The sequence below is a fragment of the Bacillus sp. DX3.1 genome, assembly GCF_030292155.1.
Classification (GTDB): domain Bacteria; phylum Bacillota; class Bacilli; order Bacillales; family Bacillaceae_G; genus Bacillus_A.
In genome coordinates, this window is record NZ_CP128153.1 from 3,397,994 (window position 1) to 3,421,724 (window position 23,731).

The 23,731-nt window shown below is 36.6% G+C and carries 29 protein-coding genes and 1 pseudogene; 9 read left to right on the forward strand and 21 right to left on the reverse strand.

Annotated features, from left to right (window positions below):
- Positions 1-8: 8 nt before the first annotated feature.
- The 6 genes from QRE67_RS16915 to QRE67_RS16940 form a co-directional block, all read right to left on the reverse strand.
- A complete protein-coding gene (locus tag QRE67_RS16915; RefSeq protein ID WP_286121359.1) occupies positions 9-884 on the reverse strand; it encodes an ATP-binding protein in 876 nt (291 codons plus the stop codon).
- Entirely contained in the window at positions 826-1,674 is an 849-nt protein-coding gene (locus tag QRE67_RS16920) for a phage replisome organizer N-terminal domain-containing protein (protein ID WP_286121360.1), read from the reverse strand. The genes QRE67_RS16915 and QRE67_RS16920 overlap by 59 nt, the downstream gene beginning before the upstream one ends.
- Before the next feature lie 283 nt (positions 1,675-1,957).
- Positions 1,958-2,113 carry a hypothetical protein gene (locus QRE67_RS16925; protein ID WP_286121362.1) on the reverse strand — a complete coding sequence of 52 codons (156 nt, stop codon included), beginning with the start codon at positions 2,111-2,113 and terminating at the stop codon, positions 1,958-1,960.
- Complete coding sequence (locus QRE67_RS16930; RefSeq protein WP_286121364.1) at positions 2,110-2,424, reverse strand: DUF771 domain-containing protein; 315 nt, start codon at positions 2,422-2,424, stop codon at positions 2,110-2,112. Before QRE67_RS16930 ends, QRE67_RS16925 begins: the two co-directional genes overlap by 4 nt.
- A gap of 13 nt (positions 2,425-2,437) precedes the next feature.
- Positions 2,438-3,148 carry a Rha family transcriptional regulator gene (locus tag QRE67_RS16935; RefSeq protein WP_286121366.1) on the reverse strand — a complete coding sequence of 237 codons (711 nt, stop codon included), beginning with the start codon at positions 3,146-3,148 and terminating at the stop codon, positions 2,438-2,440.
- Complete coding sequence (locus QRE67_RS16940; protein WP_286121368.1) at positions 3,148-3,399, reverse strand: helix-turn-helix transcriptional regulator; 252 nt, start codon at positions 3,397-3,399, stop codon at positions 3,148-3,150. The genes QRE67_RS16935 and QRE67_RS16940 overlap by 1 nt, the downstream gene beginning before the upstream one ends.
- A gap of 139 nt (positions 3,400-3,538) precedes the next feature.
- Here QRE67_RS16940 and QRE67_RS16945 point away from each other — a divergent pair, with 139 nt between their 5' ends.
- From QRE67_RS16945 to QRE67_RS16955, 3 genes are all read left to right on the forward strand, one after another.
- The gene (locus QRE67_RS16945; RefSeq protein ID WP_286121370.1) at positions 3,539-3,967 is read left to right on the forward strand and encodes a helix-turn-helix domain-containing protein; all 429 of its coding nucleotides are present in this window, start codon (positions 3,539-3,541) and stop codon (positions 3,965-3,967) included.
- Positions 3,968-3,989: 22 nt separating this feature from the next.
- Positions 3,990-4,418: an ImmA/IrrE family metallo-endopeptidase gene (locus tag QRE67_RS16950; protein WP_018765233.1), complete on the forward strand. Its 429-nt coding sequence runs from the start codon at positions 3,990-3,992 to the stop codon at positions 4,416-4,418.
- A 178-nt stretch (positions 4,419-4,596) separates the two neighbouring features.
- Entirely contained in the window at positions 4,597-5,751 is a 1,155-nt protein-coding gene (locus tag QRE67_RS16955; RefSeq protein WP_286121371.1) for a site-specific integrase, read from the forward strand.
- Positions 5,752-5,881: 130 nt separating this feature from the next.
- Here the strand turns inward: QRE67_RS16955 and glnA are convergent, their stop codons facing one another.
- The 4 genes from glnA to hflX all read right to left on the reverse strand — a co-directional run bounded on the left by glnA (position 5,882) and on the right by hflX (position 10,370).
- Positions 5,882-7,216: a type I glutamate--ammonia ligase gene (glnA, locus tag QRE67_RS16960; RefSeq protein ID WP_286121374.1), complete on the reverse strand. Its 1,335-nt coding sequence runs from the start codon at positions 7,214-7,216 to the stop codon at positions 5,882-5,884.
- 48 nt (positions 7,217-7,264) lie between these two features.
- On the reverse strand, positions 7,265-7,654 hold the full coding sequence (glnR, locus tag QRE67_RS16965; RefSeq protein WP_286121377.1) for a transcriptional repressor GlnR: 390 nt from the start codon (positions 7,652-7,654) through the stop codon (positions 7,265-7,267).
- Positions 7,655-7,828: 174 nt separating this feature from the next.
- On the reverse strand, positions 7,829-9,100 hold the full coding sequence (locus tag QRE67_RS16970) for a methionine gamma-lyase family protein (RefSeq protein ID WP_286121378.1): 1,272 nt from the start codon (positions 9,098-9,100) through the stop codon (positions 7,829-7,831).
- A complete protein-coding gene (hflX, locus tag QRE67_RS16975) occupies positions 9,093-10,370 on the reverse strand; it encodes a GTPase HflX (RefSeq protein ID WP_286125306.1) in 1,278 nt (425 codons plus the stop codon). The genes QRE67_RS16970 and hflX overlap by 8 nt, the downstream gene beginning before the upstream one ends.
- A 92-nt stretch (positions 10,371-10,462) precedes the next feature.
- Between hflX and QRE67_RS16980 the strand changes: the two genes are divergently transcribed.
- The 3 genes from QRE67_RS16980 (at position 10,463) to QRE67_RS16990 (ending at position 11,466) form a co-directional block, all read left to right on the forward strand.
- Complete coding sequence (locus tag QRE67_RS16980; protein WP_286121381.1) at positions 10,463-11,086, forward strand: trimeric intracellular cation channel family protein; 624 nt, start codon at positions 10,463-10,465, stop codon at positions 11,084-11,086.
- Positions 11,087-11,181: 95 nt separating this feature from the next.
- Complete coding sequence (locus QRE67_RS16985; protein WP_286121383.1) at positions 11,182-11,319, forward strand: hypothetical protein; 138 nt, start codon at positions 11,182-11,184, stop codon at positions 11,317-11,319.
- A gap of 12 nt (positions 11,320-11,331) precedes the next feature.
- Positions 11,332-11,466, forward strand: a complete 135-nt coding sequence (locus QRE67_RS16990) for a hypothetical protein (RefSeq protein WP_286121385.1) — start codon at positions 11,332-11,334, stop codon at positions 11,464-11,466.
- An 11-nt stretch (positions 11,467-11,477) separates the two neighbouring features.
- Here QRE67_RS16990 and QRE67_RS16995 read toward each other — a convergent pair whose 3' ends face one another.
- Together QRE67_RS16995 and spoVK are read right to left on the reverse strand one after the other, a co-directional pair.
- Positions 11,478-12,089, reverse strand: coding sequence for a poly-gamma-glutamate hydrolase family protein (locus QRE67_RS16995; protein WP_286121387.1), 612 nt, complete (start codon positions 12,087-12,089; stop codon positions 11,478-11,480).
- Between the two features lie 45 nt (positions 12,090-12,134).
- A complete protein-coding gene (gene spoVK, locus QRE67_RS17000) occupies positions 12,135-13,091 on the reverse strand; it encodes a stage V sporulation protein K (RefSeq protein ID WP_286121389.1) in 957 nt (318 codons plus the stop codon).
- 118 nt (positions 13,092-13,209) lie between these two features.
- Between spoVK and QRE67_RS17005 the strand changes: the two genes are divergently transcribed.
- A complete protein-coding gene (locus QRE67_RS17005) occupies positions 13,210-14,172 on the forward strand; it encodes a tyrosine-type recombinase/integrase (protein WP_286121391.1) in 963 nt (320 codons plus the stop codon).
- Positions 14,172-16,079 carry a Gly-Xaa-Xaa repeat protein gene (locus tag QRE67_RS17010; RefSeq protein ID WP_286121394.1) on the forward strand — a complete coding sequence of 636 codons (1,908 nt, stop codon included), beginning with the start codon at positions 14,172-14,174 and terminating at the stop codon, positions 16,077-16,079. Before QRE67_RS17005 ends, QRE67_RS17010 begins: the two co-directional genes overlap by 1 nt.
- An 86-nt stretch (positions 16,080-16,165) precedes the next feature.
- Here the strand turns inward: QRE67_RS17010 and hfq are convergent, their stop codons facing one another.
- Both hfq and miaA read right to left on the reverse strand, forming a co-directional pair.
- The gene (hfq, locus tag QRE67_RS17015) at positions 16,166-16,390 is read right to left on the reverse strand and encodes an RNA chaperone Hfq (protein ID WP_275893665.1); all 225 of its coding nucleotides are present in this window, start codon (positions 16,388-16,390) and stop codon (positions 16,166-16,168) included.
- 25 nt (positions 16,391-16,415) lie between these two features.
- Positions 16,416-17,366, reverse strand: a complete 951-nt coding sequence (gene miaA, locus QRE67_RS17020; protein WP_286121400.1) for a tRNA (adenosine(37)-N6)-dimethylallyltransferase MiaA — start codon at positions 17,364-17,366, stop codon at positions 16,416-16,418.
- 185 nt (positions 17,367-17,551) lie between these two features.
- Here miaA and QRE67_RS17025 point away from each other — a divergent pair, with 185 nt between their 5' ends.
- Positions 17,552-17,794, forward strand: coding sequence for a hypothetical protein (locus QRE67_RS17025; protein ID WP_286121402.1), 243 nt, complete (start codon positions 17,552-17,554; stop codon positions 17,792-17,794).
- Between the two features lie 101 nt (positions 17,795-17,895).
- On the opposite strand, the gene QRE67_RS17030 is transcribed toward QRE67_RS17025, so the two are convergent.
- The 7 genes and pseudogenes from QRE67_RS17030 to QRE67_RS17060 form a co-directional block, all read right to left on the reverse strand.
- A complete protein-coding gene (locus QRE67_RS17030; protein WP_286121403.1) occupies positions 17,896-18,768 on the reverse strand; it encodes a cell wall-binding protein EntA in 873 nt (290 codons plus the stop codon).
- Positions 18,769-19,155: 387 nt separating this feature from the next.
- Positions 19,156-19,359: pseudogene (locus QRE67_RS17035) on the reverse strand (PTS fructose transporter subunit IIC); the annotation flags it as partial.
- Positions 19,360-19,378: 19 nt separating this feature from the next.
- Entirely contained in the window at positions 19,379-20,290 is a 912-nt protein-coding gene (pfkB, locus tag QRE67_RS17040) for a 1-phosphofructokinase (protein WP_286121405.1), read from the reverse strand.
- Positions 20,287-21,039 (reverse strand): DeoR/GlpR family DNA-binding transcription regulator, encoded by a 753-nt coding sequence (locus tag QRE67_RS17045; protein WP_286125307.1) that lies wholly within the window; start codon positions 21,037-21,039, stop codon positions 20,287-20,289. The genes pfkB and QRE67_RS17045 overlap by 4 nt, the downstream gene beginning before the upstream one ends.
- A 179-nt stretch (positions 21,040-21,218) precedes the next feature.
- Positions 21,219-22,382 (reverse strand): iron-containing alcohol dehydrogenase, encoded by a 1,164-nt coding sequence (locus QRE67_RS17050; protein ID WP_286121406.1) that lies wholly within the window; start codon positions 22,380-22,382, stop codon positions 21,219-21,221.
- A gap of 124 nt (positions 22,383-22,506) precedes the next feature.
- Positions 22,507-23,046 carry a DUF420 domain-containing protein gene (locus QRE67_RS17055; protein ID WP_286121408.1) on the reverse strand — a complete coding sequence of 180 codons (540 nt, stop codon included), beginning with the start codon at positions 23,044-23,046 and terminating at the stop codon, positions 22,507-22,509.
- Positions 23,047-23,366: 320 nt separating this feature from the next.
- A complete protein-coding gene (locus QRE67_RS17060; RefSeq protein ID WP_286121410.1) occupies positions 23,367-23,702 on the reverse strand; it encodes a hypothetical protein in 336 nt (111 codons plus the stop codon).
- Between the last annotated feature and the right edge of the window lie 29 nt (positions 23,703-23,731).

A 23,731-nucleotide genomic window follows, 5' to 3' on the forward strand; every position in this document is an offset into this window, starting at 1 on the left:
TTCTATAGTTAAAATGGCAACTCTTTCCGACGTCTATCCGGTGTATTTTTGAATGTCATAGCGGACTTGCATCCAAGTATCCTAGAGGTAATCCGTTGATCATAACAATATGTAATGGCTGCACCTACTAGATTTGTAGCAATTCCATTCGCTTTACCCTGTCTTCCGTCAAAAATTGTCATGTAAGTGTCGTTCATATATTTTGTTGCTCTTTGAAGATCAGCAATATTCCCTTGTCCTTTTTGGTTATGGAACTCTACAGCTTTCAAGTTGATATCCCGGTAATCTCCTAAAGTTGAGCCAAAATCATCAAAAATAACTACATCTGCATCAATTATCTTTTGAATATAATCATCCTCAGACCGTTCGGAATCTTTCTTGAATGTCGCTTTTAATTTTTTGAATAAGATACCTTCGCTTACGAATAAAACTGTTTGCAATCCGCTCTCATTAATTTTCTCAGCTATCGCATGCATTAAATGACTTTTTCCTCGTCCAGCATCTCCTGAAGCTACTAAGGTATATTTCATTTTGTTTATAAAATTATGAGCATGTGTTTTTGCTTGATTTTTATTGTTTATTTCTTCATCACATTTCGGTATAAAACTATCAAACGTTGCATTCATGATAGTAGGATCACTAATCAAACTATGGTTATGGAAAAATGCTTTTCTTTTGCGTTCTTCTTCGCCTTTGTAATACTCGTTACATTCCGCATACAATCTATCGTGATCTTTTTGTAAATAACACTTAGGACAAACTTCCTCGTCTTGAAATATCATTGTTCGCTGTTTAATACCTTTTTTTTTACACACTTCGCATAGATTAGAAGTCAAATTCAGTTTCGTTGTAGTAAGCCGCTCCATTGTTGGCAATAGTGTCATTAGCTTTCGCTCCTTTTTTAGAATTCATCTGTATTGTTAGTTGATCAAATTTTTCACGTAGCTTTTTAGCTGATAAGATATTACCTTGCCAAAACGCATCTGCTTGGCACCAATCAATAATGTCTTTAATCTCTTGTGGTTCGCGATTATCTTTTTCACGCATTAACCTAAAGTCATTAGACCAGGAATCAAGGCTAGGTTCCTTTTGTTTTGGGTTATTACCCTTAATCTTTTCAAAAAGATATTTAGCAGCATTGGTGTCGCAAGTTTCAAACTTGTGACGGGAAGTCTTCTCTTTCTTTTTATCTTTATCTATATCTAATTCTTTATCTTCTTCTATATCTGTAGCGTGAACTTGCGTGACTGGAACGTGACCGTCACGTGACATACCTAATAAAACTTGTTGCTCACGTTCACGTTGTTTTTGCTTACGCAATCTGTTCTGTTCCCGTATCTTTTCTAAGCCATCAACATTCTGATGTTTCTCCCAGTTTGAAATGCAAATGTATTGATCATCTGTAATTTCAATCATTCCAAACTGTTTAAATGTTTGCAGCGCTAGCCTAACTGTTGCGATAGGTCTATTAAAAAGTGTTGCGAGCATTTCGTCTGTATAAGGAATGTTTTTACTAAGGAAAATATATCCACTTGCATTTGTCTTACCAGCCTGTGCTAGTAACCTAATCCATATAATGAGTAAAGTATCCGCTTCAGGCATACTCTCAATTAAACGGATTTTTTCATCCTCAAACATGCTAGTTGATAACTTTATCCATTTAACTTCTGCCATTTTTATTACCTCCGTACACAAATCGCCATATGTGATTCTCCGCTTTCAATAATTTCTTGAACCTCATAATCCGGATAACCCACACTGAAATATTGTTTAATCATCTGATTTAATTCTTTTTCATTTTTACTTGTTCCCAAAATTTCCGAGGTAACAGTACTTGATAAGGAACTAGATTTATCTGCATGTACTACTTACTCACTTTCCGTGATATACTAAATTAAAGTGTTTTTTCTAAGATACCCATTGCCGTGGGTTTCTTTTTTATGCATTTTGCACATATTCAATGATGTTCACCACTTTTCCGAATAAGAGCGTTTAAGCACACGAACCGATTCTCAATAAGACGTCGCTGCTTTTTATTTGGTAATTTGTAATGAGCCAGTAGCTTGAGATAGTCAGCTACTTTTACGTTGTTGTAGTTGATTATTAGATTCATTGGTTATCACCTCTTCCATTGAGATAATGAAAGTTTTGTTCTAAAAACTCGCGCATTTCTTTCGCCTTGAACATCCAACGCCCACTGCTTTTATTATTCGAAATTTCTTTCATCTCATTTTGGAACCTTGGATTAAATAGAATGTTTTCCGCTATCCAGTCATACTTACGATTTGTTTCTAACTTTAAGCGTTCCATGTTCCACCATGTTCCGATCCCCATTTCTTCTAAAATACTTTGAACCTTTTGTTCCGCTAGATTACGAACATATTCTTCGTCAATAGCAACATTTACAACCGCTGTTCCGTTCATTAGGTATCCTCCCTTAAACCATCGGTCTCCAACCGTTAATAAAGTTCAGTGCTTCATTGAAATCTTTCTTCAAGATGTCACGATAACTGTTTACATTGAATGCATCTTTCAAATTACGTCCTAGCAATCCGAATAACTTTCGAGTAGAATCATGTACATCTCTATCTACATGTCCGTATTCCCATAAGAAGTAAATCCGTTTAGCTTTTACTTTTTCAATTACTCGTTGTTGCCCATAATCAACAGTAAGTTGCTTTTCAACCACCTGTTCCAATGAAGAAACTCTTTTATTCAAGTTACTAGTTCCTGCCGCTAACAACTCTATTTGACCGAATGTATCCCTAGGAATTTCCATCTTTTTTTCAATATGTTCTTTCATCCTTTTAAATTCTCGCAGAAATTCTACTTTCATTTTCATAGCTTCTGGAGTCACGTATGACATCGCAACAATTACGAACGCATCTTCTGTTAAAAGATATTTTTTATACCTCTGTTTATTTTGAGGATGTTGATATTGGGTCTGCCCAAAGTTGAGCATCCCCCATTTTATTTCATTAGCTTCCGCTAGCTTTTCTAATTGAACCTCGATATCACGAATTACATTTTTATGTTCTTTTCCAAACATTTCAGCAACAGTTAAACTATCTGTTACAACCTCTCCATTATTGTCAAAAACTAATTTATTATTTTGTATTTCGTCATTTACTACCGCTAAATTTCCCATTATGAAACCTCCTTGTTACCATTATTTTTTTCAGACCAACAGGAAACTAAAAAGAACTTAAAGTTCGATTTGTTACTAAAAAAAATATCATCAATGTTCATATCAAAGAACTTTGCAATTTTCTTAGCTGTTTCCATTGATGGATTCCTTTCTTTTCGATCAATCATTCGGATATATCTTTCAGTAACTCCACAATAGACTGCAATTTCTTTATATAAGTTTCCTTGTGAGAAGCTTATTTTATTTTTCATGTAATCATCCTCCCAAAAAGAACTATATGTTCTAAATATAGAATATAGAACTTTTTGTTCTATGTCAATGCAAAAAAGAACATTTTGTGCTAAACTTTAAAAAAAGTGAACAATTAGTTCAATTAGAGAGGTGAACAATATGATAGGTCTTAGAATAAAATCTTTGAGAAAAAAAGAAAATTTAACACAAAAACAACTAGCTGAAAAGATTGGAGTCTCCCAAAGAATGATAGGCTATTATGAATCCGAAGAAAGATTTCCTCCACATGATGTGCTAACTAAATTAGCTGATTGCTTTTCAGTCTCCGCCGACTATTTATTAGGTAGAGCTGTTACGGATCAACCAAAAGAGCAATTAACACAAAAAGATGAGAAAGATATAGCAAAAAGAATGGAAGAAATAAAAAGAGACCTTCAAGGTGAAGACGGCTTAATGTTCTCTGGTGAACCTATGAGTGAGGAAGCTGTTGAATCATTATTAGATGCAATGGAGTACATCGTGAAACAAACAAAAGTAATCAATAAAAAATACGTTCCTAAGAAATATCGTAATAACGACAAGAACTGATGCGAGCTTAGGAGGGAAAACATTGAAATTCGTCATAAGAGATCTAGTCACACAACTTTGCACAAAATATAACACGAAAAATCCCTTTGAGCTTGCTGATTGTTTAAATATCATTGTATTTTTTCATGATTTACATGAAGAAATTAATGGTTTTTACAAATGTGAAGAAGGAAATAAGTTTATCGCTATTAATAATAATTTATCAGAAACTATGCAAAGGACAGTTTGTGCTCATGAATTGGGACATGCTGTCCTTCACGAAGAAGTAAATACTCTATTCTTACGAAAAAATACTTTTTTATCTGTTGATAGATTAGAAATAGAAGCCAATACCTTTGCTGCATTTTTATTAATAGACAAAAATACCATTATTCCAGGTGATACAAAAAAATGTATAGCATATAAAAATAACATTCCTATAGAACTCTTAAAGTTTTATAAAATTTATTAAAAGAGGAAGTTGTTTTGATTATTGATTTAGCGATCGAAAGAGAAAAAAGAAAATCAACTTGTAAAATTGCCTATCGTTACGCGAGTTTACAAAGAAGATGGAGAAATTAAATACGAAATAGAAGGATATATAGACACACCTGTTTCTTGGTTAGAAGAAAAATAAAGGAGGGAAAATCATGGCATCTTTCCAAAAATACCAAACAAAAGATGGAGCTAAATGGCTCTACAAAATTTACACCACTATCGATCCGAAAACAGGAAAGAAAAAACAAACAACAAAACGTGGTTTTAAAACAAAGAAAGAAGCTCAACTTCATGCTGCGAAGGCTGAAACAGAATTAAGTAACGGGACTTTTATAGAAGATAAAAATGTGTTGATTTCTACATTTTTGAATGATTGGCTTATAACCTACAAAAAAGGAAAGGTTAGAAATCATACATACAATCTTCACAAAACAGCAATAAACAAACATATCGTTCCGTTTTTCGGACCGTATAAGGTATTCGATATTACACCTTCACTCTGTCAAAAATTCGTGAATCACCTTTTGGAAGAAGGGTATAGTGAAAATAGTGTTAAGAATTACACTGCGCCTTTAAAAGGATCTTTGCTCAAAGCTGTTGATTTGCAGCTTATTCAACAAACACCTTTCCGCGGAATTGTCATTGCTAAAAGTGATACTGAAGACAAAAAAATTAAGCATTTAGAAGGACAAGAAGTGAATACATTTGTTCAAACATTAAAAGAAACAGAACCTCATTATTTCTCGTTGTTCTTTACACTACTTCACACAGGAATGCGCAAGGGTGAGGCACTGGCTTTACGATGGGATGATATTGATTTAGAGGAAGGAACAATAAGTGTCCGTCACACCTTCACTTATGATTATAAAAACTTAGATAATCTATTCGCTAAACCCAAAACAAAAGCATCTTACCGTACGATAATCTTAGCAGATTTTTTAATCCAAACCTTAAAAAACCATAAACTTGAACAGAATAAATATAAACTAAAATTAGGAGGATTATACCATGATCTTTCATTAGTATTCGCACGTGAAAATGGACTTCCTTATCCAAAGTCTACTTTACAAAGAGCGATGACTCGCATTTTTAAAAAAGCTAATGTAACAAATATCACGATTCATGGTTTACGTCATACACATGCCGTTCTTTTATTAGATGCCGGATATTCAATGAAAGAAGTGCAAGAAAGATTAGGGCATGATTCAATTCAAATTACTTCTGACATATATGCCCACATTTCAAAAGAGATGAACAAAAAGAGTCTTAATAAATACGAAGCGTTTGCGAAACGCAACCTACTTTAAAAAGGTCATGGTATGGTCATGAAATAAATATGGTCAAAATATGGTCACAAGCTAAAAATAATTGATACCTCTCCCTTTATCCACGCATAAAAAAACCCTCAACACGTTATGTGTCAAGGGTTTGAGACTCCTAGTAAAGAGTCATATATTGATCGCGTTCCCATTGGTGAACTTGCGTGCGGAACATATCCCACTCAATTTCTTTCGCTTCGATGAAGTGCTCAAGTAAATGCTCACCTAATGCATTACATACGATTTCGTCAGATTGTAGTGTGATTAATGCTTGTGCTAATGTTGCTGGTAAATCAACGATACCTGCTTCTTCACGTTCTTCTTTTGTCATAACATAAATGTTACGATCTACTGCAGCTGGTGGCGTTAATTTATTTTTAATTCCTTCAAGACCTGCTGCTAGTAATACCGCCATAACTAAGTATGGGTTTGCCGCTGGATCAACGCTACGTACTTCTACACGTGTACTTACACCACGAGACGCTGGAATACGTACTAATGGACTACGGTTTTGTGCAGACCATGCTACGTAACAAGGAGCTTCATATCCAGGTACTAAACGTTTGTAAGAGTTTACAGTCGGGTTTGCTACAGCTGTAAATGATGGTGCATGTTTTAAAATACCTGCGATGAAGTGACGAGCATCATCACTTAATTGTAAGTCACCGTCTTGATCGAAGAATACGTTTTTTCCATCTTTAAACAATGATAAGTTACAGTGCATACCAGATCCATTCACTCCGAATAATGGTTTTGGCATAAACGTTGCGTGTAAACCGTGTTTACGAGCGATTGTTTTTACAACAAGTTTGAATGTTTGAATGTCATCACATGAGCGAATTGCATTTGCATATTTAAAGTCGATTTCGTGTTGCCCTGGTGCAACCTCATGGTGAGACGCTTCAATTTCAAAGCCCATTTCTTCTAGTTCAAGAACGATATCACGACGACAGTTTTCCCCTAGATCCATCGGCGCAAGGTCGAAGTATCCACCGTTATCGTTTAGTTCTAATGTTGGATTTCCTTTTTCATCAACTTTGAATAAGAAGAACTCTGGTTCTGGTCCAAGGTTGAACTCCGTAAATCCTAGTGCTTCCATTTCTTTTAGCATACGTTTTAAGTTGTTACGTGGGTCACCTTCAAATGGAGTGCCATCAGCGTTGTAGATATCGCAAATTAAGCGAGCTACTTTTCCTTTTTCAGCAGTCCAAGGGAATACTACCCAAGTATCTAAGTCTGGGTATAAGTACATATCAGACTCTTCAATACGTACAAATCCTTCAATAGAAGATCCGTCAAACATCATTTTGTTATCTAGAGCTTTTGTTAACTGACTAACTGGAATTTCTACGTTTTTAATACTTCCTAAAAGATCCGTAAATTGTAGACGGATATACTTTACATTATCTTCTTTTGCCAAACGGAAAATATCTTCTTTTGTGTACTTTGCCATTTTAAATTCCTCCTTAGTCCCTCTAAACACCTTCAGAATCAGTCATCTTTAGTGAAAAAACCTTGAAATATCACCTTGTCGTAATGAAGTTCGATTAAATCTGCCTGTATGCTGCAGTTCATCACGAAGAATTCTACGAAGCTCGGATTTTGAAATTTCTTTCGTTTCTTCTTTTATTTTCACTGCTTCTGTTTGATTTTCTTTCATTTGTAATACTTGTTTAATACCAGCCATATTTAAGCCTTGATCTAACAAATCTTTAATTTCTAACAATTTATCTACGTCGTTAAATGAAAACAATCTACGATTTCCCTTTGTACGGATTGGGAAAATTAAATTGTGTTCTTCATAGTAGCGAATTTGACGCGCAGATAATTGTGTTAAATCCATTACAATACCAATTGGAAACAGCGGAGCAGAACGTCTATCTTCTTTCATTACTTCAGTTCCTCCTTCGCCTTAACTGTTTCTCATTTTATACCATGTTATGTTTCATGTCAACAGATGTGAGCTTTTCTTACATGGTTTTTTTATAAATTTTTTTATTCTTTTTTTTAATGGGACAAGTGCCTACTCCTATACAAAAAAACTGCCGAAATCGACAGCTTTTCCTTACAAAATTGTTAATAGATTTTTTTCAATTAGTGCATCAATTGCCGAGCAAATTGCAATTTTCACATGAGAGTACGTTAACCCACCTTGTACATAAGCAACATATGGTGGACGAATTGGACCATCTGCTGACAGTTCAATACTTGCACCTTGAATAAACGTACCCGCAGCCATAATGACATCATCTTCATAACCTGGCATATAGGCTGGATACGGTGTAAAGTGCGAATTAATCGGAGATGCATATTGAATCGCTTGGCAAAACGCAACCATACGCTCTTTATCATCAAATTGAACAGATTGAATTAAATCTGTTCGCGGAGCATCCCAAGTTGGTGAAGTATTCATTCCTAATTTCTCTAAAAATGCCGCTGTAAAGATTGCTCCTTTTAACGCTTGGCCAGCAACGTGCGGCGCTAAGAAGAAACCTTGATACATTTCTTGTAAACTATATAAAGAGGCTCCTGCTTCTGCTCCAATACCTGGAGATGTTAGCCGGTATGCACAAGCTTCTACATATTGTTCTTTTCCGACGATATAACCACCCGTTTTAACGATACCGCCACCTGGGTTTTTAATAAGAGATCCCGCCATTAAATCCGCACCAACGTGACAAGGCTCTAGTTCTTCAACAAACTCTCCGTAGCAGTTGTCCACAAATACAACAACATCCGGCTTAATCTCTTTTACAAACGCGATCATTTCTTTAATTTCTGCAATTGTAAAGGACGGACGAGTTGCATAGCCTTTTGAACGCTGTATGCCAATCATTTTCGTATTTTCATGAATGGCTGCTTCCACAGCCGCATAATCAACGCGACTTTTTTCTGTTAACGGTACTGCATTGTAGCCAATATTATATTCTTTAAATGAACCGACACCTTTACCGCGAACACCGACAATCTCTTCTAATGTGTCATATGGTTTCCCCGTCACATATAACAGCTCGTCACCAGGACGTAAAATACCAAATAAAGCTGTTGAAATGGCGTGTGTACCTGAAATGATTTGTGGACGAACAAGACCTGCCTCCGCCCCAAACACATCAGCGTATACTTTCTCTAACGTATCGCGACCGATATCATCATAACCATATCCTGTCGTTGGGATAAAATGAGAGTCACTAATTTTATGTTCGCGAAAACTTTCTAATACGCGAAATTGATTACTTTCAATTACTTCATCAATACGTTTATGTACATCTGTAATTTGTCCCTCTACTTCTTTTACAATCGGAGCTATCTTTTCTCCATTCTTCAAACGATCAAACATTTTTATTCTCTTCTCCTTTTTGCATCAAAAATCTCTTCAGTTGTCCATTAAGTGGCGAATGAGCAAAAATATATCCTTTACATTCATACGAAAGTCCATCTTCTTGGAACATCATTTCCGTTAGTACCGTTTCTGTTTTTAGAAGGTTTAACAATCTACCTTCGCTTGGTGGAATCGTTACTTTGTAAGACTCCATCCGCTTCATCATTTTCGTTTCTACCGCTATTTTTAACTTTTCTAAATCCATTTCCTCAAAAGCGTTCGTCATAAGAAAGTCACTTTTTGGAAACGGAATAAAATTTTGGTGTAGTTTATCTTTTTTGTTATACACAGTAATGATTGGAGTATGATCAACTTCAAGATCTTGTAGTAATTTTTTCACCGTCTGTTCATGTCCAACATAGTTCGGATCAGCAGAATCAATGACATGTAAAATGACATCCGCTTCATTTACTTCTTCTAACGTCGAACGGAACGCAGCAACTAACGATGTTGGCAAGTCTTGAATAAACCCTACTGTATCAGTTAGTAACACCGTATATCCGCATGGCAACTGCATTTTTCGTGTTGTCGGATCAAGCGTCGCAAAGAGCAAATCCTCTTCAAACGTATCCGCCATTGTTAATCTGTTAAATAAGGTCGATTTTCCAGCATTTGTATAACCGATTAAGGAAACTTGAAACACTTGATTATCTTTTCGGCGCTCACGATATCTTTTCCGGTGTTCCACAACAACTGACAGTTGTTTCTTAATTTCATCAATCCGAGAACGAATATGACGACGATCCGTTTCTAGCTTTGTTTCTCCAGGACCTCTCGTACCAATACCACCACCAAGGCGCGATAGTGCCAATCCTTGTCCCACAAGGCGCGGCATGGTGTATTGCAGCTGCGCAAGTTCCACTTGTAACTTACCTTCTCTTGATTTCGCGCGCTGAGCGAAAATATCTAATATAAGCTGGGTACGATCAATAACTCTTGCATCTAACTGCGCTGACAAATTTCGAATTTGACTTGGTGTTAACTCATTATTAAAAATAATAACATCTGGTTCTAGTTCTTCTGCCAGCAAAGCAAGTTCTTCTAATTTTCCCTTTCCCACATAGGTAGCCGGGTGAAACTTCGGGCGTTTTTGCGTTGTAGAAATCAATACTTCTGCACGCGCTGTCTTTGCTAGTGATGCGAGTTCTTTCATGGAATGCATAAACCGTTCATCATCATCTTTCGGCAATTGACAGCCAACTAATATGACTTTTTCTTTTTCTTCCATCAAATATGTTCACTCATCCTTTTCGAAAATTAAACCTTCTAATATAATAGCAGAGGAAGCACATTTCATCTAGTTAGCGGGGGAGAAAATTCATGGCATGGGAGCTTTTTAGCATCATAGGTACAATCGCCTTCGCTTTAAGCGGAGCCATTGTGGCAATGGAAGAAGAATACGATATTTTCGGGGTATATATTTTAGGAATGGCAACCGCATTTGGGGGAGGCGCCCTTCGAAACTTATTAATCGGTTATCCAATCGTCGCGTTTTGGCAACAAGATATGTTATTCCAAATCGCACTCTTATCAATGACAATTATCTTTCTGTTTCCTAACAAATTAATTACACATTGGAAACGATGGGAAAACATTACAGACGCGATTGGTTTATCAGCATTCGCTGTTCAGGGGGCACTTTATGCACAAAAATTAAACTTACCGATTAGCGCTACAATCGTCGCTGCTGTTTTAACAGGAATTGGTGGCGGTATTATTCGTGATTTATTAGCACGACGCAAACCTCTCGTCCTTCGTGCAGATGTATACGCGTTTTGGACAATTTTAGCAGGCTTTTTAATCGGTGCCAAAATCGTCGTTGGTGATTGGGCCCTATACATCTTATTTATTTTAATTGTTTGCTTCCGAATGGTTTCTATTCATTATAAGTGGCACTTACCGCACAAACGTTTGAATAGTAAAGAGCATTCCGTTCACAAATAACAACTTCACCCTTTACATTCGTAAAGGGTTTTTCATTTCTTACGTGTTTTTCTGTTCGTAGTGTAAATACTAAGCCTTAAAGCGAGGTGAACACAATGACAAAGCATGTAAACAAAGGTGCTCAAAAAAGTTCTGTTGATCAAATTAGTCATGATCCGAATTCCGCACATGAAAAAAGCAAAAAGATGGAGCGGTATCATAATGCATATCAACAAAAGGCAAAAGAAGAATAGGAGTGATACAGGATGGCAAAAGGAAATAATAAAAGTAATCGCGGACAACGCAGCAGCGTTAACCCACAAGGGCTTGCATCAGACGTAGCAGATCAAAGTCCGAAAAGCCAATTAGAACAACGTGCCAAAACAAAGAATACAAAATAGAACACGAAGCATTACGCTTCGTGTTCTTTTCTATATGATAGCGCCGCTTCACTTATCGCTTTTACATACAGCCAAAAGAATTCACTATACTGATCATCATTTGTTACAAAACGAGATCGCTCTGCTTCAGTAAGCTCTAATTGCAACCCCTTACCTCTTTTATTTCGATTTACAATATTATTAGGATGATCACCATCAATACTATCCGGAGCACCTTCAACTACAAATCCATACTCTTTCAATTTCTTAGTTGCAATTTCAATAAACACTTCATCACGTCCACCAACATATGTATGCATCTCTTCTCCCCAAGCTCCGTGCACAGAAATTGTAAAATGAGATTGTCCCACAAGAGAAATCGCATAAGGTTCTTCAAAATAAGCTGACGTAACATGCAATTTTTTATTATGAAATCCTTTTCGTCCTTTAAAAGTATAAAATGTCGCATCTAATCTCTCTGCAATTTTTTCCGCTAGTTCCGAAGTCATCTTTTCAATTTCTCCACCATGAATGGCTATAACCGTTTCACTCGGATTTCTCTTTTTATATACAATTTCATAATCTATCCCTTCCACTTCATGCTTTTGCAACTCCTCAAAGCTACCATATGTATCATGACTCATCGAAACACCCCTTCCACCTTCTAGTGTGACAAAAAAACGCACAATTTATGAACTGTGCGTCTCTTCTTCCAGTGTTAAATCACTACTTGATATCGCAATTAAATCATATTTATCATACGTATCCTCTTGCAACAGACGCATCGCCTGTGAACGAATCGATTTTTCAACAATATTTCGAACATAACGTCCATTACTAAACGATGTAATCTGCGATGAGTACTTGACTGCATGTAAATGATCGCGAAATTTCCATTCCGCCTCTTTTGACAGCTGATATTCCCGATCATCATACATTCTCTTCCCTATTTCCAACAGCTGGTTTACTGTATAATCTGCAAACTCAATAATAAATGGAAAACGTGATTGTAGCCCTGGATTTAAAGAGAGAAAATGATTCATTTCTCTTGAATACCCTGCTAAAATCAAAACAAATCCATGTTGCTTATCTTCCATATGTTTCACAAGCGTATCAATTGCTTCTTTTCCAAAATCTTTCTCTCCACCACGAGCTAACGAATAAGCTTCATCAATAAATAAGATGCCACCCATCGCCTTTTTGATCAAATCCCGCGTTTTTTGTGCTGTATGACCAATATATTCTCCTACGAGATCTGCACGCTCCGCCTCTACTAAATGACCCTTTGATAAAATATTCATTTCAAACAGTAATTTCCCAATCATTCTTGCGACAGTTGTTTTCCCCGTTCCAGGATTTCCTTTAAACAACATATGAAGCACTTGTTTTTCTGATTTCAAACCAATTTCTTGCCTTTTTTTATTCACATAAATCCATGCATATATTTCTTTTATAATTTTTTTAATATCATCCATCCCAACAAGTTTGCTCATTTCCTCTTCAATCCGCTGCAGCATTTCATGTTTCGTAGCCGTTTCATTCGAAATAACCGATTTACTTTCTGAAGAAGGTACTGAAATTTTTTTCCGGTGATTTAGCACAATGTTAATTTGGTTATTATTTTTCTTTCGCATTGATTGTTCCATACAATCACCTCATTTTTATCAACTTACCAAATATTATTATCAATATTTCCGCTTCCCCTATAAATGACTATTTTCAGAAAAATTTGTTATAATATAAGAAAACTAGGGTGGTGGGACTATGAAAACAACGGAACTTCATGATACGGTACAAGCTTTTTCCGCTTTTTTATTAAATAAAGGTCGGAAGCCTTCAACCATTAAACGTTATGTCTATGACATTGAAGATTTTGGACATTGGTTACAAAAGAATAAAAAACTTTCTTCTAGTAATATATGGGCGACACTTTGTACAAAAGACTATGAAGATTATTTTTCGGATTTAAAAACGAAACGACATTACTCCGAAAAGACTATGCATCGCGTATTTATTGTCCTAAATCGGCTCCATCAGTTTTTAAACCTACCAAGCCCCTTGAAAGATATGGAAATTATTATTCAACCTGACCGTACGTTACGCAATGAAGATTTTATTTCCAAAGAGGACGAACAACGATTAAAGCATATTTTGACTTCACTAGAAGGGTTATCAGATAAACAACGCCCTGTTCGTCCCCTATTAATGGATCGGAATGTTTGTATCATTACCTTACTAATTGATTACGGCTTATCTCTTCAAGAGCTTGTATCGCTCCATATGAATCACGTGCATTTTGAAAATAATACACTATCTATTCCAGCGGTATCGGGTATCGAACGAACCATCCAATTAACCAACGAAGATAAAAAACAACTGTATAACTATTACAAAAAGATCCCAGAACCAGTTCGCCCAAAGTACCATAGTGACGACCCATTATTTGTCGCATTCGATTTCAACCGCAATACCTATCGCTGGGTATACGAAAATGACGCCCCAAAAGCGTTAACAGAAATTGCAGTTCAAAAAATGATTCGCCTCGAAGTGGCCCGAGCCGGGCTACGAAAAGGTATTTCTGGACAACATTTACGAAATACATTCATTTTACGACTAATCAAACAACACATTCCAGAGCAAGAAATCATGAAACGCATTGGTTTCAAATCAAAAATTTCATTAAAAAGGTATTATCATTATGCCAAGCAAAAAGAAAACGCCTCGTAATGGGCGTTTTTACTATTTTTACAAAAACAGCAAGTTCTCCTATTCCTTTTTACACTTTACTTGCATTTACTATGATAGGCTTTTCACCATCCCAATTAGAAAGGAGAATTTTAATGTCTGATTTTAACAATAATCAAAAAGAACTCTCAAAACCTTATTTTCCAATGCACCCTCGCCGTATTCCATCAGTTCACTACACCCCAATTCCAGAATCACACGTGAATATCTTTTCAAAAACCTTAAGTAACTTAACCGATATTATCCCATCCACATTTTCAGACCCCTCATCATCTAATATTGAAGAACTTATACACATATTAAAAATAACAAAAGGTTTTTTAGAACATGTAAGATTAACACTTACACAGCGAGAAGCTGGCATTGCGATTGTCGAAAATTTAATTACTATTTTGGATAATCAACCATTTGTAGCAAACGCAGTATATATTGAATTACAAAATTTACTCAATTTCTCACTATATATCATAAAGTTATTTAGATTAAATCAGCATACATTCACAAAAATCAATACGCAAATAGAAAAATTACAAATTACTTTACTACAAATTGCATCAATCGGAGTGACTGGACCTCAAGGAGAACAAGGACCCCAAGGCAAACAAGGACTTCAGGGCGAACAAGGTCTTCAAGGGGAGCAAGGACCCAAAGGCGAACAAGGACCTCAGGGCGAACAAGGTCTTCAAGGGGAGCAAGGACCCAAAGGCGAACAAGGACTTCAGGGCGAACAAGGTCTTCAAGGGGAGCAAGGTCTTCAAGGGGAACGGGGACCCCGAGGTTTTCAAGGGCTTCAAGGGAAAATAGGACCTCAAGGCGAACAAGGGCTTCAAGGCGAGCAAGGGCCTCAAGGCGAACAAGGACCTCGGGGCGAACAAGGACTTCAAGGGCCTCAAGGCGAAATAGGGCCTCAAGGCGAACAAGGACCTCAGGGCGAACAGGGCCTTCAAGGGGAGCAAGGACTTCAAGGGGAGCAAGGACTTCAAGGCGAACAAGGACCTCAAGGCGAACAAGGACCTCAAGGCGAACAAGGACCTCAAGGTGAACAAGGACCTCAAGGCGAACAAGGGCTCCAAGGGGAAATAGGACCTCAGGGCGAACAAGGGCTTCAAGGCGAACAAGGACCTCAGGGCGAACAAGGTCTTCAAGGAGAGCAAGGCCTCCAAGGGGAGCAAGGACTTCAAGGCGAACAAGGGCCTCAGGGCGAACAAGGTCTTCAAGGCGAACAAGGGCTTCAAGGCGAACAAGGGCTTCAAGGCGAACAAGGGCTTCAAGGCGAACAAGGGCTTCAAGGCGAACAAGGGCCTCAAGGCGAACAGGGGCCTCAGGGCGAACAGGGACCTCAAGGCGAGCAAGGTCTTCAAGGCGAACAGGGGCCTCAAGGCGAACAAGGACCTCAAGGCGAACAGGGGCCTCAGGGCGAACAAGGACCTCAAGGCGAACAGGGGCCTCAAGGCGAACAAGGACCTCAGGGTATTCAAGGACCAAAAGGTTTTAACTTTCCAACAACTACAGGCGTACTGAAAAACACACTTCCTCAAACAGTGGGACCAAATCAGAACATCCAGTTTAATATCGCTTCAAACATAAATAACATAAATTTCAACGGCATAGATACACTTACAATTCTTGATGATGGTGTATATGTCATTGACTTTTCAGCTTCAACTACATTTCCAGGAACAACTCCCTTTGGCTTTGGTATATCCATTAATGGCGGAATACCTTCAGATAATTTCTCAACAACCGCAATCGGAAGTGCAATTACCTTTTCAACAATAGAAACTTTCACAACTGGAACCACTTTAACTGTCCAATCTATCTCGAACACAATTTCCATTCCCGCAACAGATGACACAACAGCTAGACTTTCTATCTTCCGCATTAATTAACGAATTTTGGGTAGAGGTTCCTATATACATTTTAAAAATAAAAAAGAGCGAAGGATTCGCTCTTTTTTGTTATGTACAATTCGTTACTATTCTAATTCAATTGAAACATTCTTTTGCGGAACAAATGTAGAAATTGCATGTTTATAAATAAGCTGTTGCTTACCTTCTGTTTCCAATAAAACCGTAAAGTTATCAAAACCTTTAATTAACCCACGAAGCTGGAAACCGTTTAATAAGTACAGCGTCGCAAACGTATTCTCTTTACGGAGTTGATTTAAAAACTGATCTTGAATATTGATTGATTGCTTCATGTCGAATCCTCCTCTTTTTCTCTACTTACTTATTATTCGACTTAAGTTGTAGATTTCCTTCTATGTACTGCAAAATTTCTACTGTTTTTTCACCGTCTGTCACATCAAACCACGCGACATCCATTTTGTTGCGGAACCATGTTAATTGACGTTTTGCATAGCGGCGTGAATTTGTTTTTAATTGCGATATTGCCTCTTCTAATGAAACATGGCCTATGAAATAATCATACAGCTCTTTGTAGCCAATCGCTTGGATCGATTGACAATCTCGAACTCCATTTTCATATAAACCCTTTACTTCTTGTAATAACCCTTGTTCCATCATAATATCGACGCGCAAGTTGATGCGATCATATAACATTGCACGATCCATCGTCAAGCCAATTAACGAAACATCATATAGTAATTCATTTTCCTGTTCTTCTAACTGATTACTCATCGTTTCGCCTGTCGTATGAAAAATTTCTAAAGCACGGATAACACGCCTCACATTATTTGCATGAATACGGTTCGCACTTTCTGGATCCACTTCTTGCAGTTTCTTATGTACATATTCCGCACCACGTTCTACTGCGAGTTTCTCCAAATTCTCTCGATACACAGAATCTCCAGCTTGATCCGTGAATTGATAATCATATAAAACAGATTGTATATAAAGACCGGTACCACCAATAATAATTGGTAATTTCCCGCGCTCTGTAATCTCTCGAATATGACCGCGAACCAGCTCTTGAAATTCTGCCACAGAAAATGAATCTTCTGGATCTTTTATATCAATCATATAATGCGGAATTCCTTCCATTTCTTCCTTCGTTACCTTAGCCGTTCCGATATCCATCGTACGATAGATTTGCATTGAATCACCACTAATAATTTCACCATTTAATTCTTTTGCAAGATCAATGCTAAGCTTCGTCTTTCCTACTGCAGTTGGTCCAATAATGACAGCAACTTTTTCACGCTGCATTTCTCCCATATACTTCAACTCTCTTTATATAATGTTTATCCATCTGATCATTATATCCAATCTTACCAATTTTAATAGCTGCAATGCAAGTTCTTTCAATACGGTGAATGAAATTATAAATATGATAATTATAAAATAGACATAGTTTGTCCCAAATTTCATATACATGATAAAAAAGGATCGGAGAGGATACAATGAAAATTGGACAAGCTACTATTGATTACCCTACCTTAATAGAAGACCTTATTTTAGCAACAGCTATAAAAGAAAAGAACTGTTCGCAAGAAGAATTATATTTCGCTTTAAACTGTCTACTGCGTTCCTTTCATACAATGATAGACGATCAAATATTAGATGAATCATCCACACAATATACACAAACCCAGTTTTGCAGTGCTTATAAGATTATTACAGGGCGGACAATATATCCCTTTTAACAATCCGGAAAAGATAGCTGTTCTGAACTCAAATTAATATATAATAAAAATACCAGCTCACAATATACGAGAGCTGGTATTACTTTTTAACAACAATAGCATTATTTTAAAATTTTTACTTTTACGGATTTACGTCCCCAGTTGTTAGCAGCTGAATCAGAACCAACTAGAACGTCGATACGGTTTCCTTTAATTGCGCCGCCAGTGTCACCAGCGATTGCTTCTCCATATCCTTCTACCCATACTTTTGATCCAAGTGGGATCACTTTCGGGTCAACAGCAATCATCTTCATGTTCGGGTTTGCTGTTAGGTCATGACCCATTGCAGTTAATACACGGCCACCATATGTGCCACCGTTTTCGCTTGGATGAGCTGTATATGCTGTAGCTTCAACTGTTAGCTCACGGCCACCTGCAGGTGCGCTTGCTACTCCTTTTACAGCAGGCTTGGCTGCTGGTTGCGTTTGTGCTTGCGCCTGATCTTTAGCTGGTGCTTCAGCTTTAGCAGGAGCTGGCGTTTCTTGTTTTTCAATAACAGGTGCTGTACCTGTTAAGAAAGGAACATGAACGTAAGCCGTTTTTCCGTTATATTCGAATTGTAACCAACCGTTTTGTGCTTGATTTGTTGTTTCGATGATATCATCTTTTTTCAACGTACCAAAAATTTCTGAGTTTGTGTTTGCTTCAGCACGTACGTTTAATACGTTTGCTGTTACATAATAGATGCTTTTTGTAAATTCTGAGCTTACGAATGCGTCTTTACCGTTTAATTTAACTTGTAACCATCCGTTTTGTGTATTTGTAACATCTAATTTATGACCATCTAGTAATTTTCCTACAACTTGCGATTCAGTAGTTGGGTTTTCACGTACATTTAATACGTCTGTTGTGACAACAGTTTCCGCTTGTGCAGATGATGTGAAAATCCCAAGACCAAAAACTAACGCTGTTGCTATACCAATTAATTTTTTCATGAATAGCCTCCAATGCTTTTGTTTTCGTGTCCTCATTATAGCAACACTTTTTTCGCGAATTTGGGATATCACACAATTACAAACGATTCGTAACAAACCATTAATGCTTTGTAATATGAAGGTGAATGAAGAAAAACGGTTTTCTATACGTATTTTTAAGAGTTTTAATATATTTCTCTCTTTCTAGCACAAATATTTTTTGCAATAAAAGTAACACTATTACCGTCCTGTTACAAAAAAAGTACTGAAATGTTACGTTTCTTGATTACAATGTATATTTCACCCTAATTCATTATGTAAACATTACTATTTTGTTTACATATGGACAAATAAGCTACAATTTGAAAAGGACAGCTATCATAAACGATAGCTGTCCTTTTCAAATTTTTATGAGACTTTCTTTTTCCATACACCGAGCATAAGAGCTGATACAATTGAACCAATTAATATAGAAAGAATATATAACATAGGTTTATTTACTAACATAATTACAAATAACCCACCGTGAGGAGCTGGTAATGTAATCCCAAATAGCATTGATAATGCACCGGCAAGACTTGATCCAACAACACAACTTACAATAACATGAATTTTTTATATTCTGTTTCCCCTACCGCTTGATAATAATCACTTGCGATAATAATCCCTCTACTTTATCTTTTGTACATAAATCAGCTGAAAAAGCCGTTGCACTGCCTGTTGCTACACCATAACGAAATGCCTCTTCAACATTTTTTGTTTTCTCATACATCCCTACAAAACCTGCAACAAGTGAATCACCCGCTCCAACAGAATTGATCACTTCCCCTTTTGGTACAGTCGCTTCATATACACCTTCTTTTGTAAATAGCAGCGCCCCGTCCCCTGCCATAGAAACAATCACATGTTGTACACCTTGTTCAACTAGTTTTTTCCCATAAGGAATAATTTCTTCTACTGTTGAAAGCTTTGTCTGAAACAACTCTCCCAGCTCATGATGATTCGGTTTAATTAAAAATGGCTTTTTCTGAACAACATATTCAAGTGCACTTCCGCTCGCATCGACGACGATGTTAATATCATGCTCTGCTCCATAAGCAGCAATTGTTTCATAAAACGTTTTTGGAACTGATTCCGGAAGACTACCAGCTAATACAAGACAATCACCAGCCTGCATATTTTCAATTTCTTTTACCAACTGTTGTAGCTGTTCATCCGTAATAATTGGACCTTGTCCGTTCAACTCTGTCTCTTCTTTTCCCTTTATTTTCACATTAATACGTGAGTCGCCATTTACATGAGTAAAATTTGTGTTAACACCTTCTTTTTTTAGTACATCCTCAATAAATTGACCTGTGAAACCACCCTTAAAGCCAAGTGCTGTATTATGGATGCCAATACGATGGAGAACACGAGATACATTAATTCCTTTTCCACCTGGAAACTTCATATCTTTTGTCGCTCGATTAACAGATCCTAACGTAAAATCATCCATTTGAACGACATAATCAATCGATGGATTTAAAGTAACTGTATAAATCATCTTTTATCAACCTCAATTATATTTGTTTTTCGTTTATATTCTTCTTGTTCTTCTTCCAATACATTTGTAATAATTGCCGCTTCTTCTATACTTGCAATTTTCGCAAATGCAACTTCTGAAAATTTGCTTTCATCTATTAAAAAATAACTTTCATTCGCTAATGTTAATGCCGTCTTTTTCAGTAATGCTTCTTCCGGATCTGGCGTTGTATAGCCAAGCTGCTCATGCACACCGTTTGCCCCTAAAAAACATGTATCAAATCGGTAATGCTGCATGCTTTCCTGTGCCATTGCACCAATTAATGCTTTTGTTTGACTCTTCATCATTCCGCCAAGCAAATAAGCACGAATATTATGTTCGACCAACGCTTCAATATGCATTAATCCATTTGTGACAACCGTAACTTCTTTATTTATTAAATACGGAATCATTTCAAATGTTGTACTTCCTGCATCTAAATAAATGCAATCACCTTGCTCCACCAATGAAGCGGCATATTCAGCAATTTGTTTTTTTATATGAACGTTTTTGGCTGATTTTTCAACCATCGTAGGCTCTTTACCTTTTCCAGTTAACATAGCCGCACCGCCATGTACCCTTTTCAGTAAACGCTTTTTTTCTAATTGTGCTAAATCACGACGAATTGTTGATTCTGAACTATTCGTTCGTTCCACTAATTCTTGTAATTTCACCACTTGTTGTTCTTTCACAAGGTCCAAAATAAGCTGATGACGTTCAGGAGTTAACATATCATTCACCTCTTCTTTGATTACAGTATAATGAAATCGCATTCAAAAATCAACCAAAAACACTCAAATACAATCAAATAAATTCACAAAAACATTCAATAACAATCATAAAACAAAAAAACCTTGATATGCATACCAAATACATATCAAGGGGAATGTTCCAATTATCCTATATTTTTTTATAGTGAAGCCTTATAAATTGCTACCACATCTTCTTTATTTAATTTTTTAAAATTACCAAATTCACCGTGAGCCATCGCTTTATCAGCCATCACGTCAATTTTTTCTTCTCCAATTTCATAGTCAGCTAAACGAGACGGAGCCTCAATAGATATCCAAAATTGGCGCAATTCTTCAATACCTTCTACTGCAATTTCTTTATCTGTTTTTCCTTCTGTCTCTACATCAAAGACACGTACTGCAAATTGTTTAAACCGCGCTACATTTTCATCTAGAACATGCTTCATCCAATTTGGGAATAAAATAGCTAAACCACCGCCATGTGGAATATCATACACAGCTGAAACAGCGTGCTCAATATTATGCGTTGCCCAATCACCGCGTACACCCATTGCTAAAATGCCGTTTAATGCCATCGTTCCGCAATATAAAACTGTTTCACGATGTTCATAGCTTTCTAAATCGTTTAGAAGCTTCGGAGCTGTTTCAATTACCGTTTTTAAAATAGATTCACAGTAACGGTCTTGTAGTTCTGTATTTGTACCTTGATGAAAATATTGTTCCAATACATGCGACATAATATCAACCATGCCGTAAATTGTTTGATTACGTGGTACAGAAGCTGTATGAGCTGGATCTAAAATAGAAAACTGCGGGAATGTAACTGGACTTCCCCAGCCATACTTTTCATTTGTTTCCCAGTTCGTAATAACAGATCCTGCATTCATTTCAGATCCTGTTGCCGCAAGTGTTAATACGGTACCAAATGGTAAAGCTTCATTTGCGAATGCTTTCTTCGTCACAAGCTCCCATACATCCCCATCATATTTACTACCCGCAGCAATTGCTTTCGTACAGTCAATTACACTCCCGCCACCTACAGCTAAAATAAATTCAATGCCATTTTCTTTACAGATTTGAATTCCTTTATTTACAGTGGATAAACGTGGATTTGGTTCAACACCTGTTAATTCGAATATCTCTGCATCAATTTCTTTTAATGTAGAAATCACATTATCATATACGCCATTTCGCTTAATACTTCCTCCGCCATATACGAGAAGAACTTTTTTACCAAACTGTGGTACTTCTGTTTTCAATTGCTCTAATTGCCCTTTACCAAAAATAAGCTTTGTTGGATTACGAAATACGAAGTTTTGCATAATTCTCTATCCATCCTTCCTTCTGAAAAGTAACTATACTTTTGTATAACATACTTTGTTCATTTTACAAAAACATTTGCTTTACAAAAAAAAGAATCTCAGCCCTTTGGCTAAGATTCTTTTTTTAGTAATAAGGTGAAATCATTAAGTAAACAACAACACCAGTAAGACTTACATATAACCAAATTGGCATCGTCCAGCGTACAATTTTACGATGGCGAGTTAATTGGTTTGTAAAGCCAAATACAAGCGAGAATAATGCAAGTGGCACAATGATAGCAGCAAGGAAAATATGCGTAATTAAAATAAAGAAGTACACATATTTAATAATCCCTTCCCCACCAAAATGCGTTGCTGGTGCTAAGTAATGGTACGATAAATATGACACACAAAACAGCAGTGTGGATATAAATGCTGCCAGGATAAATCCTCGATGTAGCTTCACATTCTTTTTAATAATTGAAAACAATGCTATCAGTAAAAACACAAATGTAAAGCTGTTAAAAATTGCATTTAACATTGGCAAAATTGTTACATCAAAATGTAATTCTCCTTTGTAGCCAACGGGTCCAAAAAACAAAAATAAAATAATCGCATTGACGAGCACAGAAAGCGTTATCACAATAGGAGCATAGCTCTTTTGATTAGCAGAACGATCTGTCAAATTGGTCACTCCCTCTTTCTCTTTTACATATGTATAGGTAACCTCATTATTTTAACATATTATTCACGGTGCAAATGTGACAAAACTTTGACACAGTCAGATGTAACAAAGAAAAAATCCTTCTTAACCATACATCTTAAGAAGGATTTTATCGCTTTATTATTAAAATAGCAATTCATTTAGTTTTTATTAGAAAACATATCGGTATATGCTTGGAAAATCTCCGATACTTGATATCCCATTAAAGAAATTGCAGTTAATGAAAAGAAACCAATCATAAGAAAACGAAACCACATATAAATCTCCTCCTTGTATTTAGCTTATAAATAATACGCTGACTTACAAGTCGGGTAGCAGTCTTCTTCGCCTTCCTTTTTCTTCACAATAGCCGCTATAAAACGGATGATGAAAAATGAAACCAAAGGCAGTGCGGTATATTTTAAATTGGCATCATTAAGTAACGACTCACGTTGCAAATCGGACGGGGATGTACTGAAAAAGAAAACACCTTGCTCTTCCATATACACAATAACTAGTTTCATACAAAATAAAATACCGAGAAATGAAACAATATCTTGCCAATCTGTTGTGTACAATACATTATAAAGATCCAGCACGTACTCTTCCACCATCACCCCTCCTTCCTTTTGTATCATTTCCCTAGTCAACGCATAAAAAGTCAAGA